The organism is Streptomyces sp. NPDC044064, assembly GCF_056434245.1.
Genome location: NZ_JBWKFN010000020.1, coordinates 89749 through 105885, shown reverse-complemented (window position 1 = coordinate 105885; position 16137 = coordinate 89749). Strand labels below are relative to the sequence as shown.

General features: G+C 69.0%; 16 protein-coding genes and 1 pseudogene. 7 read left to right on the top strand and 10 right to left on the bottom strand.

Features of this window, described 5'->3' with window-relative positions; all coding sequences use genetic code 11:
* Positions 1–116 precede the first annotated feature (116 nt).
* Positions 117–529, bottom strand: a pseudogene (locus tag AC07DS_RS29625) (diaminopimelate decarboxylase); the annotation flags it as partial.
* Between the two features lie 35 nt (positions 530–564).
* On the bottom strand, positions 565–852 hold the full coding sequence (locus tag AC07DS_RS29620) for an SAV_915 family protein (RefSeq protein ID WP_479150234.1): 288 nt from the start codon (positions 850–852) through the stop codon (positions 565–567).
* A gap of 419 nt (positions 853–1271) precedes the next feature.
* On the opposite strand from AC07DS_RS29620, the gene AC07DS_RS29615 reads away from it, so the two are divergent.
* Positions 1272–2438, top strand: coding sequence for a phospholipase D-like domain-containing protein (locus AC07DS_RS29615; protein ID WP_479150231.1), 1167 nt, complete (start codon positions 1272–1274; stop codon positions 2436–2438).
* 103 nt (positions 2439–2541) lie between these two features.
* Here AC07DS_RS29615 and AC07DS_RS29610 read toward each other — a convergent pair whose 3' ends face one another.
* Positions 2542–2712, bottom strand: coding sequence for a hydrophobic protein (locus AC07DS_RS29610; RefSeq protein WP_145880361.1), 171 nt, complete (start codon positions 2710–2712; stop codon positions 2542–2544).
* Positions 2713–2840: 128 nt separating this feature from the next.
* Here AC07DS_RS29610 and AC07DS_RS29605 point away from each other — a divergent pair, with 128 nt between their 5' ends.
* The gene (locus AC07DS_RS29605; RefSeq protein WP_479150165.1) at positions 2841–3782 is read left to right on the top strand and encodes a YihY/virulence factor BrkB family protein; all 942 of its coding nucleotides are present in this window, start codon (positions 2841–2843) and stop codon (positions 3780–3782) included.
* Between the two features lie 174 nt (positions 3783–3956).
* A complete protein-coding gene (locus AC07DS_RS29600) occupies positions 3957–4496 on the top strand; it encodes a MarR family winged helix-turn-helix transcriptional regulator (protein ID WP_479150163.1) in 540 nt (179 codons plus the stop codon).
* Between the two features lie 72 nt (positions 4497–4568).
* Here the strand turns inward: AC07DS_RS29600 and AC07DS_RS29595 are convergent, their stop codons facing one another.
* From AC07DS_RS29595 to AC07DS_RS29570, 6 genes are all read right to left on the bottom strand, one after another.
* Positions 4569–6314, bottom strand: a complete 1746-nt coding sequence (locus AC07DS_RS29595; RefSeq protein ID WP_479150162.1) for a PP2C family protein-serine/threonine phosphatase — start codon at positions 6312–6314, stop codon at positions 4569–4571.
* Positions 6314–7360 (bottom strand): ATP-binding SpoIIE family protein phosphatase, encoded by a 1047-nt coding sequence (locus AC07DS_RS29590; RefSeq protein ID WP_479150160.1) that lies wholly within the window; start codon positions 7358–7360, stop codon positions 6314–6316. Before AC07DS_RS29590 ends, AC07DS_RS29595 begins: the two co-directional genes overlap by 1 nt.
* Positions 7357–7806, bottom strand: a complete 450-nt coding sequence (locus AC07DS_RS29585; protein WP_479150158.1) for an anti-sigma regulatory factor — start codon at positions 7804–7806, stop codon at positions 7357–7359. The genes AC07DS_RS29590 and AC07DS_RS29585 overlap by 4 nt, the downstream gene beginning before the upstream one ends.
* Positions 7803–8213, bottom strand: coding sequence for an STAS domain-containing protein (locus AC07DS_RS29580; protein WP_479150156.1), 411 nt, complete (start codon positions 8211–8213; stop codon positions 7803–7805). The genes AC07DS_RS29585 and AC07DS_RS29580 overlap by 4 nt, the downstream gene beginning before the upstream one ends.
* The gene (locus AC07DS_RS29575; RefSeq protein ID WP_479150154.1) at positions 8210–9103 is read right to left on the bottom strand and encodes an STAS domain-containing protein; all 894 of its coding nucleotides are present in this window, start codon (positions 9101–9103) and stop codon (positions 8210–8212) included. The genes AC07DS_RS29580 and AC07DS_RS29575 overlap by 4 nt, the downstream gene beginning before the upstream one ends.
* Positions 9104–9238: 135 nt before the next feature.
* Positions 9239–10387: a PP2C family protein-serine/threonine phosphatase gene (locus AC07DS_RS29570; protein ID WP_479150152.1), complete on the bottom strand. Its 1149-nt coding sequence runs from the start codon at positions 10385–10387 to the stop codon at positions 9239–9241.
* A gap of 163 nt (positions 10388–10550) precedes the next feature.
* On the opposite strand from AC07DS_RS29570, the gene AC07DS_RS29565 reads away from it, so the two are divergent.
* A complete protein-coding gene (locus AC07DS_RS29565; protein ID WP_479150150.1) occupies positions 10551–11036 on the top strand; it encodes a MarR family winged helix-turn-helix transcriptional regulator in 486 nt (161 codons plus the stop codon).
* A gap of 321 nt (positions 11037–11357) precedes the next feature.
* On the opposite strand, the gene AC07DS_RS29560 is transcribed toward AC07DS_RS29565, so the two are convergent.
* On the bottom strand, positions 11358–12197 hold the full coding sequence (locus AC07DS_RS29560) for an RNA polymerase sigma factor SigF (protein WP_479150148.1): 840 nt from the start codon (positions 12195–12197) through the stop codon (positions 11358–11360).
* A gap of 458 nt (positions 12198–12655) precedes the next feature.
* Here AC07DS_RS29560 and AC07DS_RS29555 point away from each other — a divergent pair, with 458 nt between their 5' ends.
* The 3 genes from AC07DS_RS29555 to AC07DS_RS29545 all read left to right on the top strand — a co-directional run bounded on the left by AC07DS_RS29555 (position 12656) and on the right by AC07DS_RS29545 (position 16131).
* Complete coding sequence (locus AC07DS_RS29555) at positions 12656–13699, top strand: helix-turn-helix domain-containing protein (protein ID WP_479150146.1); 1044 nt, start codon at positions 12656–12658, stop codon at positions 13697–13699.
* 262 nt (positions 13700–13961) lie between these two features.
* Positions 13962–15170 carry a S8 family peptidase gene (locus AC07DS_RS29550; protein ID WP_479150144.1) on the top strand — a complete coding sequence of 403 codons (1209 nt, stop codon included), beginning with the start codon at positions 13962–13964 and terminating at the stop codon, positions 15168–15170.
* A gap of 49 nt (positions 15171–15219) precedes the next feature.
* Entirely contained in the window at positions 15220–16131 is a 912-nt protein-coding gene (locus AC07DS_RS29545; RefSeq protein WP_479150142.1) for an alkaline phosphatase family protein, read from the top strand.
* The last annotated feature ends 6 nt before the right edge of the window (positions 16132–16137 follow it).

Sequence of the window (16137 nt, the reverse complement as noted above, 5' to 3'; positions counted from 1 at the left end):
CAAGTGATCACGAGGGTCTGGCCGCCGAAGCGCTGTTGAGCTCACCGCCGCGCGGTGCACATCACCGGCCCTGTGCGTTCAGTGTGTCGGCTGCTCCCCTTCGTATCGTCCTGGAACGGACTGTCGATGACGATGCGGCCCAGGCCCAGCCGGAGGGCGGTCTTCAGGTCGTGCGGCGATTTGGCGTTGCCGTGCAGCACGATTCGCTCGGGCGGGAATCCGGTGGTGGCAGCCGGCTCCCGCTCGCCGGCCGAACAGATGTCGAGCCCCAGGCCTCCTCGTCCATCCAGTGGATCATCGCGCGGCGCAGGAAGGCCTTGGCCGCGTACAGGATCTCGGCTTCGGGGACGGCGTCCCGGTAGGTGCGGCAGCGGTCTCGGACCTCGGCCTCGTCCAGGACGTAGACGGGGGTGGCGAACCGGTCGGCGACCTCCGCGAGGGACACGCCGCCCACGGCGAGATGGCCCGGGCGGGACTCGGCGGTGGACGCCGGCCAGACCGACAGACCGGTGGCACAGGTGGTGACCATGGTGTCGTGAACGGTGGTCGTCGTGGCCTCCTCCCTCAGCCGACGCGCAGGGCGAGCGCGGGAACGACGGGGTTCACCGGCCAGGGGGCCCGGGCCATGAACAGCGGATCCACCGTGACGATGGTGACGCCGAGCTGCTCGGTCAGCGCGCGCAGCGCGGGCTCGGCGAGCCCGCGCTGCGCCTGCCCGGGGCCGAGCGTCGCGATCAGCCGTCGTCCGGAGGTGAAACCGACGGCCGTACGGTCGCCAAGAGGTGTGCGGAAGACACGCGTCACACGTCCCGAGGGCCCGGAGGATTTCTGCCATGGAATGTCCCTCCCCAGGGACCCGGGTGGGCCCGGGTCAAGTTGCTTGACGGCCCCGGACGCGGGAAGGCGGAACGGGGCTCACCACTGACGCTGTGCCCGCCCACCCCGGTCCTCCGCCGGCTCATGACGCGATGCTGACGGGCCTGGGGCGGATGCTGACGGGACGCTGACACCAGCGACAACCGACCCCCGATGAACGCCGTCGGATCGGCGTCAGGAACGGCGTGATGAATCGGCCAGGGTTCTCGCTCCCAATGGGCGATTCACGCGGCCGACGCCAGTGCGCTCCATGGAGACAGACGTGTGGAGTGATGTGGTGCCGACAGGGCATGTGTTTCTCCGGGCTCGCCCGGCAGCCCACGGCATTTGGTTTTCACGGCATGGGGAGAGTTGGCGTGATACTCGACGGCGTTCCGGCACCCACTCGCGACAGCATGCCCGATGCAGCGGCGCGCAAGCAGCGCCTTCGCCGCCGCCTGGAGCGGCTGATCGGCGTGGCCGCCACCGAAGGCAATGAGCTGACGCCTCTGCGCAATGGTGACGAGATCTTCCCCGCGATGCTCGACGCGATCCGTTCGGCCCGGCACACCATCGACATGATGACGTTCGTCTACTGGCGAGGGCAGATCGCTCACGACTTCGCCGCCGCTCTGGCCGACCGCGCCCGGGCGGGTGTGCGGGTGCGGCTGCTGCTCGACGGCTTCGGCGCCAAGGAGATCGAAGGGCGGCTGTTGGACGTCATGAGCACCGCGGGCGTGCAGGTGGCCTGGTTCCGCAAGCCCGCTCGGCTGTCGCCGTTCAAGCAGAATCACCGGTGTCACCGCAAGGCCCTTGTCGTCGACGAGCACACGGCCTTCACCGGTGGTGTCGGCATCGCGGAGGAATGGTGCGGCAATGCACGCAATCCTGCCGAGTGGCGGGACACCCACGTCCGGGTGCGGGGGCCCGCGGTGGACGGGATCGCGGCCGCGTTCGCGCAGAACTGGGCCGAGTGCCATGACGAACTGTTCGACGACCGTGACCGCTTCACGGAACATCCGCAGGCCGGCTCGTCGGTGGTGCAGGTCGTTCGCGGCTCCGCGAGCATCGGATGGCAGGACATGCAAACCCTGATCCGGGTCATGCTCACCTCCGCGGAGGAGCGCTTCCGGCTGGCCACCGCCTACTTCGCCCCCGACGTCTACTTCATCGACCTGTTGTGCGACACCGCACGCCGCGGCGTGCATGTCGAGATCCTGCTGCCTGGCCCTCACACTGACCAGCGCGCCTGTCAGCTCGCCGGTCAACACCACTACACCCGTCTGCTGCAGGCCGGCGTGCACATTCGGCAGTACCAGCCGACCATGATGCACGCCAAGATCATCACCGTGGACTCGGTCGCCGCCCTCATCGGTTCCACCAATTTCAACCGCCGGTCCATGGACCACGACGAAGAGGTCATGCTGGCTGTCCTGGACGAGCAGTTCACCGCCGCGCTCGACCGCGACTACGAGGCGGACCTGAAACTCAGCGTGGACATCGACCTCACCCGATGGAGACGACGGGCAGTGCTGCAGCGCGCCAAGGAGGCCGCCGTCACCCCGGTCCGGCGCTTTCTCTGAACCGACCGGCGTCCCTCGGCGGTGAGTTGAAATGACCTGTGGGCAAAGGGCCCGGCCGATAGGACGGCCGGGCCCCTCGACGAAGGCACACCTACAGGTCAGATCACCATCGGTACCAGCGGCCTCGGCCTCCACCGGCGCCGGTGGAGCGCATGACGAAGCCGAGAAGCCACAGCACCAGAACGGCTACGGCGACCCACCAGAGAATCTTGATGGCGAAACCGGCACCGAAGAGGATCAGCGCGAGAAGCAGAACAAGCAACAGGGGCACCATGATTATCAACCTCCTGAACGCCTTCTGCCCTGGATTTCTGCCTCCATTCACCAACGCCGCTTTGTTTGTGAAGGGAATTCGGGGGCACACGGGGGATACCGCGACAGCGGGATACGACCGACGGGGAAGTGCTCTTCCGTGACTTCCGGCGAGAAGGCCGGAGACGCATTCAAGAAGTCATCGGAGGTGAGAGCATCCGCTCCATGAAGAATGGAGATGGCCGGACGGCTCGGTGGTGGGCGGCGCTGCGCCGGGTACCGGTTGCCGTCTGGAACGACGACGTGACGGACTGGGCCGCTGCGCTGACTTATTACGCGATGCTGGCCCTGTTTCCACTGCTGCTGGTCATCCTCTCGATCCTGGGTCTCACCGTGCCCACAGCCAAGCCGGAGGTCATCGACCGCATGTCGCAGGCCGCCCCGGTCGCGTCCCGCGCACTGCTGCGCAGCGCCCTGCAGCAAATGGCCGGACAGTCCTCAACGGCATGGACGCTGGTCTTTCTCGGAGGTTCGGCAGCCCTGTGGTCAGGTTCCAGCTATCTCAGCGTCTTCCGCCGGGCGTTGCACGCCATGCATCGGGTCGATTCGCACCGGCCGGTCTGGCGAACCGCTCCACGCATCATCGCCACAGCCCTCGTCCTGATCACCCTGCTTCTGACGTCGACCCTGGCGTTGTTCCTCACCGGCAACCTGGCCCGGCGTCTGGGCCGTGCGCTGGATCTGGGGATCGGGCCGCAGGCCGCCTGGGACGCACTTCGATGGCCGGTCGCGGCCGCGGTTGCCATCGCCCTGGTGCTCGTCCTGTACCACTCGGGCCCTGCGTCCTCCCGCCCCGTGCGCAAGATGGCGCCGGGCGGCATGCTGGCGGTGGTGCTCCTGTTGAGCGTCTCGCTCGGATTCGCCGCCTACACCTCCCACGTCAGCACCTATCACCGGCTGTACGGATCGCTGGCCGGCGTCGTGATCTTCCTGATCTGGCTGTGGCTGTCCAATCTGGCCCTTCTCGTGGGCGCCCAGTTCAACGCGGAGTTGGCGAAGCCCGCTCATGGCCGGCGAACCGGTCGTTCGTGACCTCCGGCGCCCCTCCCCTGGCTGACGGCCGGTACAGGCACTACGACAAGCACGTGTTGACCCCGCTCCCGATGTGAGCGGGCCGCTCGGGGAGGGTGCTTGGCGCGGTCGGGTGGTCGTGGCACGCAAACGCCGCTTGCGTTCCGGTTCCCCGGGTAGGGCGATGGAATATCGGTGTTCCAGCACCACCCGGATCTCACTGAAAGTGATGCGCCCGTGACTCTTCCCGGCAGCGCCGACGACCGCGCCGAGGCCTCGGGTGAAGATCCGGGCGTCGGCGCGTACGAGATCGCCGACGCCGTGGAACGTCTCGCGACCCTGTGGTCCTTGGCAGCCCAGGAGGCGGCGGTGCGGTTGTCCCCCCACCAACTGCGAGCGCTTCGGGCCCTGCAAGCGGCACCGGAGGTGAACCTCACGGGTTTGGCGGAACGGCTGGGCATAGGGCTTCCCACCGCCAGCCGTCTGTGTGACCGACTGGAGGCGGCGGGGATGCTGGAGCGGGCCTCGCACCTGCGCAACCGCCGTGAGGTGCTGCTGACGCTCACTCCTCAGGGGCGCCGCGTTCTGGAGGATGTGGCCCGCCGGCGTGCCCAGGCCCTGGCCGGCGTGCTGGCGGCCATGGCACCCGCAGAGCGATCGGCGCTGATCCGTGGCATGAAGGCCTTCCTCCGCGCACCGGACGAAACTCCTGCCCGGTCTCCGGAGCCGACGTAGAAAGCGCGCCGTCTCGTGAGGCGAGGTCTGCCGAGTCGCACTCAGGATCTGACGCTGTGCCTACCGCGTGGCCTACGCCTTTGCGGTGGGCGCAGGTTCCTCGCCTTCGGACGGAGCCGTGCGGCACAGAAGGAGACAGACGTCGTCGTCGCGCTCGTGATCGTGCAAGAGGGGTTTGAGCAACGACTCGGCGCACCCGTCCAGGTTCTCCAGTTCGGATTCGCCGAGTGCGGCGAGGGTTTGGCCGAGCAGTTCGATACCCGGGTCGATGCCGTCGGCTCGCCGCTCCACCAGACCGTCGGTGTAGAGGACGAGCGTGGAGCCGGGAGGCAGTTCGGCCGTGTGGTCCTCGTACTCGAAGTCGAGGGGCACGCCCAGCATGACGCCGGGTCTGGCGTCCAGAACGCGCACGGCGCCACCGGGCGTCCGGACCACGGCCGGAGGGTGTCCGGCGGCGGCCCACACGACGTGGGGGTCGCCGGGCCGGAAGCGGGCGATCACAGCGGTCGCGTACAGGTTCGGCTGCTGGTGGCGCAGCATGCGGTGCAGGCGGGTGAGGATCCGGGCGGGGCTGTCGTCCTCGATCGCGTAGGCGCGCAGGGCGGTGCGCAGCTGTCCCATGATGACGGCGGCGCGCAGCCCGTGTCCGGTGACGTCGCCCACCACGGTCAGCAGGCCGCCGTCGGGCTGGGGGAAGGCGTCGTACCAGTCACCTCCGATGTTGAGGCCTCGGGTGGCGGGGAGGTAGCGGGCCGCCAGGCGCAGACCTTCGGTGGTGGGCAGGTCGGTGAGCTGGGCACGTTGCAGGGTCTCGGCGGTGTCCCGGTGCTGTTCGTAACGGCGGGCGTTGTCCAGGGCGATGGCAGTCCGGCGGGCCAGCTCGACCAGCATCACGCTGGTGTCCTCGTGGAAGCGGTCGCCGGGTGCGGTCAGGGTCAGCACACCCGAGGTGTGGCGCACCGTGAGGGGGATGCACAACAGCGGCCGGTCCGGGGAGAGTGCGGAGGGTGGGAGGTCGTCGACGCCCGGGAGTGCGCCGGGGTGCGGCCCGGCGTGCTGCGGACGGTCGAGGCGGGCGGCTGCGACCGCTGCGGCGGAGTGGGCACCGTTCGTACCTGCCGGTTCGTCGAAGAGCCAGACGTCGACCTTGCTCGCGTACTCGGGGACGAGCAGCCCGGGAAGGCATCGCAAGATGTCCTCCTGGTCGAGGGACGCGGTCACGACCGCGCTGGCGTCGCCGAGGAAGGTCAGCAGGCGTCGCGCCTTCTCGGCCTCGCCGCGCGCGGTTCGTTCGGCTTCGAGCAGGTCGCGCTGAGTTTTCGCGGCGGCGTCCAGTTCGGCGTGCAGGGCGAGCACGCCCTGGTTGGTCTGGTGCAACTCCTCGCGGTGAAGACGGAGTTGTCTCTCCGTCTCGTCCAGCCGGCGCAGGATCGGCGCGAACTCCTCGTCCGCCGCCAGGACCGCTTCGGCGTGCGTGATGTCGTCCTGGCCCGGCTGGGGCAGGTCCCGCGTCGAAGGGCCGGGACCGGCGACAGTGAGCCGCCAGGGGGGCGTACGGCGCGGCTCGGGTGCGAGGGACCTCCCGACGACCCGCACGAGTACGGTCTCGTCGGACCCGGACGGCGACACGGTGAGGGTCAGTTCCGTACCCCCCTGGCCGAGGACCTCACGCAGGTGCGCCGTGAGTGCCGTGAGGAAACGGGCCCGTTCGAGCGTAGGCACGCCCAGGGCCTCCGTGAGGCGCGCGGCGAACATCCGGGCGCGGACGGCCTCGGCGGCCGAGGTGACAGAGGTGACCTCGCGTACTTCCGGCGGCATCACAGGTGCCTGCCCGGGTGGTCGGAGGCCAGGACGGCCACGCAGGTGTCATCGCGTACGGGGCTGGCGGCGCTGCTCGCGTCCCGGAGGATGGTCGCCGCGACCACTGCCGGGTCGTGGATCAGCAGGTGGGGCTCGTGGGGCGGCACCCATCTGCTGGGCAGGCCGTCGCTGTGCAGGACGAGCAGGCTTTCCGGGCCCCAGGGCGAGCGGCGGACGGGTACGGTCGCCGGGAACTGGGCGCCGACGATGCCCGGGTGCGAGACCAGGTGTTCCCATGAGCCGGCGGTGTGCAGCCGGGCGCCTATGTTGCCGACACCCGAGAACGCCAGCTCCCCGGTGTCCGTGTCCAGCTGGGCCACGGCGACCGCCGCCCCGCGGGTGTGTCGTAGTGCCGGGTGCATCCGGCGCAGGATCTCCGGGGGTGACAGGTGTCCGACGCGGTGCAGCTCGTCCACTGCGGCGCCGGACGCCTGGGCGGCCTTGGCTCCGTGGCCGAGGCCGTCGGCGAGCAGCAGGGTCAGCCGTGAGCCGGAGACGACGCGGCTCCAGGCGTCTCCGGAGTGTTCGGCCCGGCCGAGCGGGACGTTGATCCCTCCGGCTCGGACGGCCGGGCCGATCTGCTCCGGGCCGGCGCCCTGGGCGATGCGGGCCACCGAGACGGTGCCCCGACGGGTGCTGTACAGGTCGAACTCGCCGGCGATGCGCAGGCAGGTGCCCAGGCCGGCGCCGAGTGACGCCTCGCTGGTGGTGTAGCCGTCTCGCATGGCGGTGGTGACGTCGCGGATGCCGGGGCCGTGGTCGAGTGCGACGAGCTGCACCGCCGGACCGTGGGGGCCCGCACCCGCACGCCCGACGAGATCGATCACCAGGCGGCCGCCACCGGCGTGCTTGAGCAGGTTGGTCGCCAGCTCGGTGGCCACCAGGACGGCGACCGCGGTGCGGTGGGCGTCGAGGCCCGCACGGGCGCCGGCCTCCTCGGTCGCCACCCGGACGTCCCGTACCCGGGTGGGGTCGTGCACCGGGATGTCCCAGACGCGTGTCATCGGGACCCCGCACGAGCACCCGGCATACCGGTGGCCCAGGCGGTGACGGTGACGACAGTGCCCTGATCGGGCTCGGTGTCGATGGCGAACTCGTCCATCAGCCGCTTGGCTCCGCTCAGGCCCAGCCCGAGGCCGCCCCCGGTGGTGTAGCCGTCGGTCATCGCGAGTTCGACGTCGCGAATGCCGGGGCCGGTGTCGATGAAGCTCAGCCGGAGTCCCCGCGTCGGGCCGTTGGCCAGTGGGGTGATCTTCGCCTGCCCTCCACCGCCGTGGACCAGGGTGTTGCGGGCCAGCTCGCTGGCCGCTGTGACGATTTTCGTCTGCTGCACGAGCCCGAATCCCAGTTCGGCCGCCAGCTGCCGCACCTGGTGACGGACCCACGCGAGATCGGCGTCCGAGCCGATGGGCAGGCTGGTCGTGGTGGCGGGTTCGAAAGTCGGTGTCACGTACACCCCTCATGGGTGCCCGGGGTGGCGGAGGGACCTTGGCGGAGCAGCTCGAGAGCACGTTCGACATCGAGCGCGGTCACCAGGCCGGGCAGGGTCAGGCCCAGCTCGACCATGGTGATCGCCACGGCCGGCCGCATCCCGCACAGGACGGTACGAGCGGCCAGCAGACGGGCGCTGGACGCGATCTCGGCGAGGACCCGGCCCAGGAACGAGTCGACGATCTCGACGCCCGATACGTCGATGACCACGCCGGTCGCCGTACTGTGCGCGATGCGGTGGGTGATGTCCTGCTGGAGCTGCTCGGCCATGCCGTCGTGCAGCTCACCCTGGAGGCTGACCAGCAGGATGCCCTCCATCGCCAGGATCGGTACCGCGGCCGAGTAGCCCGGGCGGGGGACGGTCATCGCGGGTTCACACCGGCCGTACGGTGCGAGATCTCCACGCCCTGCCGGTCGAGCGCGTAGGCCAGGGCGTCGGACAGCGAGCTGCGCGTGACTACCGAACTCAGGTCGATGCCCAGGTACACGATGGTCTGCGCGATGGCGGGGCGGATGCCGGAGACGATGCATTCGGCGCCCATCAGCCGGGCCGCGGCGACCGTGTTCATCAAGTGCTGCGCGACGAGCGAGTCGACCGTGGGGACGCCGGTGATGTCGAGGATCGCGTAGCGGGCCCGCTGGTCCACGATGGCCTCGAGCAGTGACTCCATGACCACCTGACTGCGGGCACTGTCCAAAGTGCCGATCAGGGGCACCGCGACGATGCCCTCCCACAGATTGATCACGGGAGTGGCCACTTCGATCAGCTGCTGCCGCTGCCGCGCTATCAGTTCCTCGCCGGCGCTGACCGTCGTCTCCATGATCACCAGGCGCAGGGTTCCCATCAGCACGGTCAGAGCCAGCAGGAGGTCCTGTGCCTCGGGGGCGGGCAGGCCGGAGCTCTCGCCGCGCAGCAGTTCGGCGGCCGCCACTCCCAGGCCGGCGGCCTCGTCCGCGATCTGGGCCGGGCTGAACCCCCCTCGGGACCGGGAGGCCGCCATACGCCCCAGCTGCTCACGCGCCGAGTCGAACCCGGGGGCCGCGATGTCCTCCAGCCGCCCGCCGGACGCCACCTCGGACAGGGCGTCCACCACGGTCTTGCACGCGTCGACGGCCTCGTCCCGGGAAACGGTGAAGACCGTACGGAAAAGAGGCGTGTCCGCCCATCGCTGGGCGATCTGTTCGCGACGGCGCTCCAGGAAGGCCCCCAGCTCCCGCGTCGCCGACTCGGCCGCCGCCTGCTCCGACACCTGCATCGTCTCCCTTGAGAACAGACCGCTGCACCACGACCGGCACAACCCCGCCAATTATTGCCACATGACAAGTAATAATTCCGCACGTACCGCGGAAGCGACACAGCATCGACACATCCACGGCCGGAGACCGGCGGCTCAGCGTCCGTGCCAGTCCAGACACACCACGAGGGCGTCGTCCTTCGGAACGGACTGCCCCCGGTGACCGGTCAGCTCGCGCAGCACCGCACGCGGCACCTCCGCGGCCGGCAGGAGACGAGTGGACATGATCGCCCGGGCCAGGGCCACATCCCCGTACGCCTCCCCGACGGGCGAGGCGACCGCATACACGCCGTCGCTGACGAAGACGAGCCGATCGCCGGGCTCGACCTGGAAGTCCTGGGCGGCGTAGTCGGTCTCTTCGAACATGCCCAGCGGGAGCTGCGCCTCGAAGGTGACGCGTTCGACCACGCCGTCGCGCAGCCGCAGCAGTTGCGGGGACCCGGCGTCCACGAGCTTGGCCCTGCCCGTGGCGAGGTCGAAGTCGAGCATCAGCACCGACAGGTAGCAGCGCCCCTGGTAGTGGGCGTACACCGCCTGATCGGCGAGGGCGGCCTGGTCGTCGATGGCGATGCCGGCCCGCCGGGCGTTGCGCAGGGCGTTGATGGCGAGGTTCGTCAGCAGGGAGGCTTCGATGCCCTCCCCCATTCCATTGGTGACGTAGAGCGTGAGGCGGTCCCCGGTGGCGGACCAGTCGAAGTTGTCACCGTAGATCGCGTACGCCGGCTCCAGCTGAGCACCGAGTTCGTACTCGGGCCGGGAGCAGGAGCGGCCGGGCAGGAGCTGCCACTGCATCTCGGCGGCCAGGGTCAGCCGGTCCTTGCGCCTCGCCTGCAGGTACAGATCGGTGTCGCGCTCGGCCACGACCACCTCATGCCCGAGGACTTCGGCGATGTCCGTGAGCTCGCTCAGCGGGCCCCGTGCCTCCTGCTCGTCCGGCAGGGTGACGGTCAGCACGCCCAGGCGGTCCCCGCGCACCGTGACCGGCAGGTGGACGCGCACCGCACCGCCGTGGACATCCTCCACGAACGGCTCCTGGGCGCCGAACGCGCGGCCGGCGGGGCTGTTGTGCACCGACACCGGTTCCGCGGTGAGGGGCAGCACCGACACCGGCTGCAGGACGGTGAGGCCGTAGTCCGCCAGGTACAGCTCCACGGACTGCGCCGCGTACTCCTGGACGAGCACACGACGCACGGCGTCGAGCAACTCGTGGGGGGCCGCCGTGCGCAGAGCGCGCTCAGCGGTCACAAATCTGTTCACGATGGTAAATACACCAACCCTTCGACGGACACACACGAACCTCGCTCAGGCGACGAGGCCACCCGATCCGAGCCGCGCCGGCCGCCCGACCCATCTCTTGCCGCTCCCGGCACCTAGTACGCTGGCGACCGTCCCAGGTGCCTGCGAGAGTGTGACGGTGACTGTCTTCCGCCCCCGCCCCGAGCCCGTCGAGGTCGCGCGTGTGACCTTGACGGCGGTGGAGTTGCTGGAAGTCCTGTGGGGCCGGGCCTCGACCGCGCCGGCTTCTCCGTCCCAGATGCGTGTCCTGCTCATGCTCGAGCACCAGGACGGCATCAACCTGCGCTCCCTCGCCGATGCCCTCGCCTCCACGCCCCCGTCCACCAGCCGGCTCTGCGACCGGCTGGTGGCCGCCGGCTTCGTCGAGCGCGAGGTCAGCCCCACCGACCGGCGCGAGGTGCGGCTGCACATCAGCGACCGCGGTCGTGCCTTCCTCGACGACCTGCGGGCGCGCCGGGAGCAGGAGCTGCAGGCCGTGCTGGAGCTGATGCCCGCCGCCAAGCGGACCCAGTTCCTCGCGGGGCTCGAGGCGTTCTGCGACGCGGCTGCGACGCAGATACACGACAATGCCCCGCACACCGGGGAGCGGACGGCCTGAGCCCAGGCTCCAGCCCCTGATCGCCCCGACAGCGCGGGGCGCGGACGACCGGCACACGGAGCCGTCTCCGCCCACCGGAACATCGCAGGTCCTTCCCCGTGCAGCACGACGCCGCTACTTTGTTGCCTCACGGCCATAATTGTCAAACGGCAACAGTTGCAGGTGAGCGGTGACGTGTGGGCGTCGAGGCAGAGGGCGGTTCTCCACGCGTCTGCGGGGCCCCGCTCGACCGGCAGGACCCCGCGAAATGCGCTCACATCCGGTATTTCCTCTGCTCCGCGAGGACACCGTGCCGCCGTCCGGCTGCCGGGCTGCCGGCCGTCAGGTGGTGCTGAGCATGCCTGCGCGCAGACGTGCCAGGAGGCGGGAGGTCAGCCGGGAGACGTGCATCTGGGAGATGCCGAGACGTTCGCCGATCTGGGCCTGGGTGAGCTCCTCGACGAAGCGCCAGTGGATGATCTTGCGGTCACGTTCGTCGAGTTCGGCGATCAGCGGGGCGAGGGCGTGGAAGTCCTCGACCAGGCCGAAGGCGGCGTCCTCGTCACCGATGAAGTCCGCCAGCGCGGACTCGCCCTCCTCGCTCCCGCCCAGCGCCGCGTCCAGGGAGGCCGACTTGTAGCCGTTCGAGGCGAGCTGGGCCTCGACGACCTCGTCCTCCGGAAGGCTCATCAGCTCGGAAAGCTCTTTGGTCGCCGGTTCCCGGCCCAGCCGGCTGCGCAGTTCCTCGTTGGCGCGGGCGAGTTGGACGCGTGCCTCCTGCAGCCGACGCGGCACGTGCACGGCCCAGGAGGTGTCGCGGAAGAACCGCTTGATCTCACCGACGATGTAGGGAATGGCGAAGGTGGTGAACTCCACCTCCCTGGTCAGCTCGAACCGGTCGATGGCCTTGATCAGGCCGATCATGCCTACCTGGACGATGTCCTCCATCTGCTCCGGACCCCGGCTGCGGAACCGGCCGGCAGCGAAGCGGACCAGTGACATGTTCATCTCAATGAGCGTGTTGCGCGCGTACTGGTGCTCGGGCGTGCCCTCCTCCAGCGTCGCGAGCTGCTCGAAGAACAGCCTCGACAACTCCCGCGCATCCTTGGGCGCGACCTGTGAAGGATCGGCGATCTCCGGCACGCCCACCTGCTCGGCAGTCTGCACGGTCGTCGTCGCCATGATGTGCCCCTCCCAATCAATCAGCCTTGTCTCAGCCGGTTCATGCTCCAGCAAGCACCCGCATACCCCGTGCGCCGACCAGCACTCCTGTGACCATGCATGCGCGGCCGGAATGACGCGGCCGCTCACCCGAGATACAGCTCGAGGGCGACTTCCGCGGCGGCTTCGACCTGGGCGGGGCAGCGCCCATGAGTTCGGTCGGACCCGCGGCGGCGGGGCACTCCCGGAAATGTGTACTCCCGGAAAACTCCGTGCGTGGCACACGATGCCCACTGACGCATACGGGCGCTTTCCTCCCCCTGGCGCCATGGATCCGAGCACATACTCACCGGTTGTATGGCGCCCGACGGACCGGACGTGCCACGATGCCGCGCACCAACTCGCCGTTGAGGAGCGGGAGTACGAACGTTCCTTCCGAGCAGGTGAATGGTCCCCCGTTCCCACTGGGAGGTGCTCCGATGGCCGACGAGGACCTGCGGACTCATTTGTGTCGTCTTGGGCTGACCCGCCGACAGGCGGAGATCTATATGGCTCTGCTTGCCCTCGGCCCCTGTGAACGAGAGAGTCTGGACAAGGGCCTGGGTCACGGCCGCGGTGACCGGAAGAATGGAAGTCCCGGCGAAGAAACCCAGGACCAGAACCATGATCAGGACCCTTGCCTGGAGCGGGAGTTGGCTCAACTCCGCAAGCTGGGCCTGATCACCGTCACCGGGGCCGACGTCCCTGCACATGTGCCGGTCGAACCGACGATTGCGCTGGAATTCCTGGCGCATGCCCGCACGGCCGAACTCCGCCGGTCACACCAGGCCGCCGTCAACGCCTATCGCGGCTACCGGCGCTCCGTCAGCCCACAGGCCACCGACAATCTGGTCGAGGTCGTCACCGGTCCATCCATCGCCGAACGCATCTGGAACATCGAAGAAGCAGCCGAGAGCCAGGTCCTGCGCTTCGACTCGCCGCCTTATCACACCCACGGCAGCGCCAACCCGATCGAGGTCGAGAAGCTCAAGAAAGGTGTCGAGTACCGGGTCGTCTACTCCAGATCCGCGGTGGAGAATTCCGCCTACTACAGCATCAACATCCAGCCCTGCATAGCCGCCGGGGAACATGCCCGTGTCCTTCCGACCGTCCCCGTGAAGCTGACCATCTTCGACCACCGCCTGGCCATCGTGTCGATGTCCTTCGTCGAGGCCGAAGTCAACGACTCGCTCCTCATAGTCCACCCTTCCAGCCTGCTGTCGGCGCTGACGGGACTGTTCGAGACCTCATGGCGGACGGCTCTGCCCATGCATCTGAACGAACACGTGCCCTCGGCACTCAGCCCGATGCATCGCCGCATCCTGGAGCTGCTGGCCACCGGCGTGACCGATGACATCATCGCCGAACTGCTGGGCGTGAGCCGCCGCACGCTGTCCCGCCATCTGGAGCAGCTCAACACCCGTGCCGGATCACTCACCCGGTTCCAGATGGCCTTGCACGCGACCCGTAGTGGATGGATCTGATCCGCAGCGGACCGCCGATCGGGGCGGGCATCAGCACGCCCCCGCCGCAAACATCCGCAGTACGGGCAGTACCGCCCAGCAGCGCTTCCCTGCCGACAGGCTTGCGCTGCCGTTGAGCGGGGCTGCCGTCGACGGCCTCCTCGCACTCGTGCCCTTCTTCGCCACTGGCGACACATCGTCACCGCGAGGGCCCAACTGGCGCTAAACCAGTCGCACTTGGATCCCGGGGGACCTCCCATCCCCCTCTCTCCCTGGAGCCGACGTGCGCCCATCTGCCCGAATAGCCGCTCTCGCCGCCCTGGTGGTCACCGCCGCCCTGTCCACACAGGTCTCCCACGCGGCTGACACGAAGACACCGCCCGGCGGCGAGATCCGCACCACGGCCGACGCCCTCACGGGGAGGTACATCGTGGTCCTCGAGGACACGGCCGCCGCTCCGGTGCGGGACACGGCTCTGCGGCTCGCCCGCGCCCACAGCGCCAGAATCCGGCACACCTACAACACCGTGCTGCGCGGTTACGCCGCCGAGATGACACCTGAGCAGGCACGTGCGACGGCCGCCGACCCTCGCGTGGCCTACGTGGAGCAGGACGCGGAGCTGCACGGCTCCGCCACGCAGAACAACCCGCCGTCCTGGGGCCTGGACCGCATCGACCAGCGCAACCTCCCCCTCGACAAGACCTACACGTACCCCACGACCGCGAGCAATGTCACCGTCTACCTCGTCGACAGCGGTCTGCGCACCACCCACGAACAGTTCCAGGGCCGTGCCTCCATCGGCGCGGACGAGGTGGGCGACGGCCGCAACGGACAGGACTGCCTCGGTCACGGCACCCATGTGGCCGGAACGGTCGGCGGCAAGGACTACGGCGTCGCCAAGGGCGTCAAGCTCGTCGCCGTCCGCGTCCTGAACTGCAACGACTCCGCGAGCACCTCGTCCATCATCGCCGCCGCCGACTGGATCACCGCACACGCCGCCAAGCCGGCCGTGGTCAACATGAGCATCAACGGCCCACGCAGCAGCAGCGAGGACGACGCGATCAAGAAGTCCGTCGCCTCCGGTGTCACCTGGGTCGTCTCCTCCGGCAACAACGGCAAGGACGCCTGCAACAACTCGCCCGGGGACATCACTTCGGCGATCGTGGTGAACAACGCCGACTCGAACGACACCCGGCGCTCCAGCTCCAACTTCGGCCGCTGCACGGATCTGTTCGCGCCCGGCACCGGCATCGTCTCGGCGTGGAACAGCGGCGACACCGCCACCCACTCGCTCTCCGGCACCTCCATGGCGGCTCCCCACGTCACCGGTGCCGCAGCACTGTGGCTCTCCGCCCACCCGAACGCCACGCCCGCGGATGTACAGACGGCGCTGACCAGCAGCGCCACGCCCGACAAGATCCGCGACGCGGGCAGCGACACCCCCAACCGCCTGCTGTACACGGGCAGCACCACTGCCGGTGCCGGCAGGTAACCCCACCGCCCCACCGATCCTCGCCAATCCCCACAAGGACGGTTACACGATGCGTCTTTCCCGCGTCGCCCCACTGCTGTGCGCACCCGCGCTGGCACTCCTGGCCATGCACGTGCTCCCGGTGAAGTCGGCGGAGCACGCCCACAACGGCTCCGCGGCCAAACCGGTCGCCTCGGCGATCCCGCAGTACGACCACGTCGTCATCGCCATGTTCGAGAACAAGAACTACACGTCCGTCAAGGGCAGTTCCAGCGCCCCCTACCTCAACTCCCTCGCGTCCCAGGGAACGCTGTTCACCAGCTCCTTCGGCCTGACCCACCCCAGCCAGCCCAACTACATCGGGCTGTTCTCCGGCTCCCAGCAGGGCGTCACGAACGACGACTGCCCCAAGTCGTTCCGGACCGGCAACCTGGGGCAGCAGCTCCTGGACGCCGGCAAGACCTTCAAGGGCTACTCCGAGGCCCTGCCCAAGGCCGGCTCCACCGACTGCACGAGCGGCAAGTACCGGCGCAAGCACGCCCCCTGGGCGGACTTCCCCACCGTGAGCGGCTCCGCGTACAACGTGCCGTTCTCCTCGTTCCCCAGCGACTTCACGAAGCTGCCGACGGTGTCGTTCGTCATCCCCGACATGTGCAACGACATGCACGACTGCTCGATCGGCACCGGTGACTCCTGGCTCAAGAAGCACCTGGACCCGTACATCCAGTGGGCCAAGACCCACAACAGCCTGTTCGTCGCGACCTTCGACGAGGACAACTTCACCAGCGTCAACCAGATCTACACGGTCGTGGCCGGCGCCCACGTGAAGGCGGGTCACCAGTCCAGCACCCAGATCAACCACTACAACGTGCTGCGCACCCTGGAAGACATGTACGGGCTGCCCGCCCTCGGCAACGCCGCGAACAAGTCCGCGATCACCGACGCCTGGGACACCTCCTCGGCCGCCTCCGCCAAGGGCTGACCCAGC

Excerpts from the sequence above, each read along its gene's own strand:
- AC07DS_RS29615 (WP_479150231.1), top strand. The coding sequence starts at position 1,272 with ATGCCCGATGCAGCGGCGCGCAAGCAGCGCCTTCGCCGCCGCCTGGAG.
- AC07DS_RS29610 (WP_145880361.1), bottom strand. The coding sequence starts at position 2,712 with ATGGTGCCCCTGTTGCTTGTTCTGCTTCTCGCGCTGATCCTCTTCGGT.
- AC07DS_RS29595 (WP_479150162.1), bottom strand. The coding sequence starts at position 6,314 with ATGCCGCCGGAAGTACGCGAGGTCACCTCTGTCACCTCGGCCGCCGAG.
- AC07DS_RS29590 (WP_479150160.1), bottom strand. The coding sequence starts at position 7,360 with ATGACACGCGTCTGGGACATCCCGGTGCACGACCCCACCCGGGTACGG.
- AC07DS_RS29580 (WP_479150156.1), bottom strand. The coding sequence starts at position 8,213 with ATGACCGTCCCCCGCCCGGGCTACTCGGCCGCGGTACCGATCCTGGCG.
- AC07DS_RS29575 (WP_479150154.1), bottom strand. The coding sequence starts at position 9,103 with ATGCAGGTGTCGGAGCAGGCGGCGGCCGAGTCGGCGACGCGGGAGCTG.
- AC07DS_RS29560 (WP_479150148.1), bottom strand. The coding sequence starts at position 12,197 with ATGGCGACGACGACCGTGCAGACTGCCGAGCAGGTGGGCGTGCCGGAG.
- AC07DS_RS29555 (WP_479150146.1), top strand. The coding sequence starts at position 12,656 with ATGGCCGACGAGGACCTGCGGACTCATTTGTGTCGTCTTGGGCTGACC.
- AC07DS_RS29545 (WP_479150142.1), top strand. The coding sequence starts at position 15,220 with ATGCGTCTTTCCCGCGTCGCCCCACTGCTGTGCGCACCCGCGCTGGCA.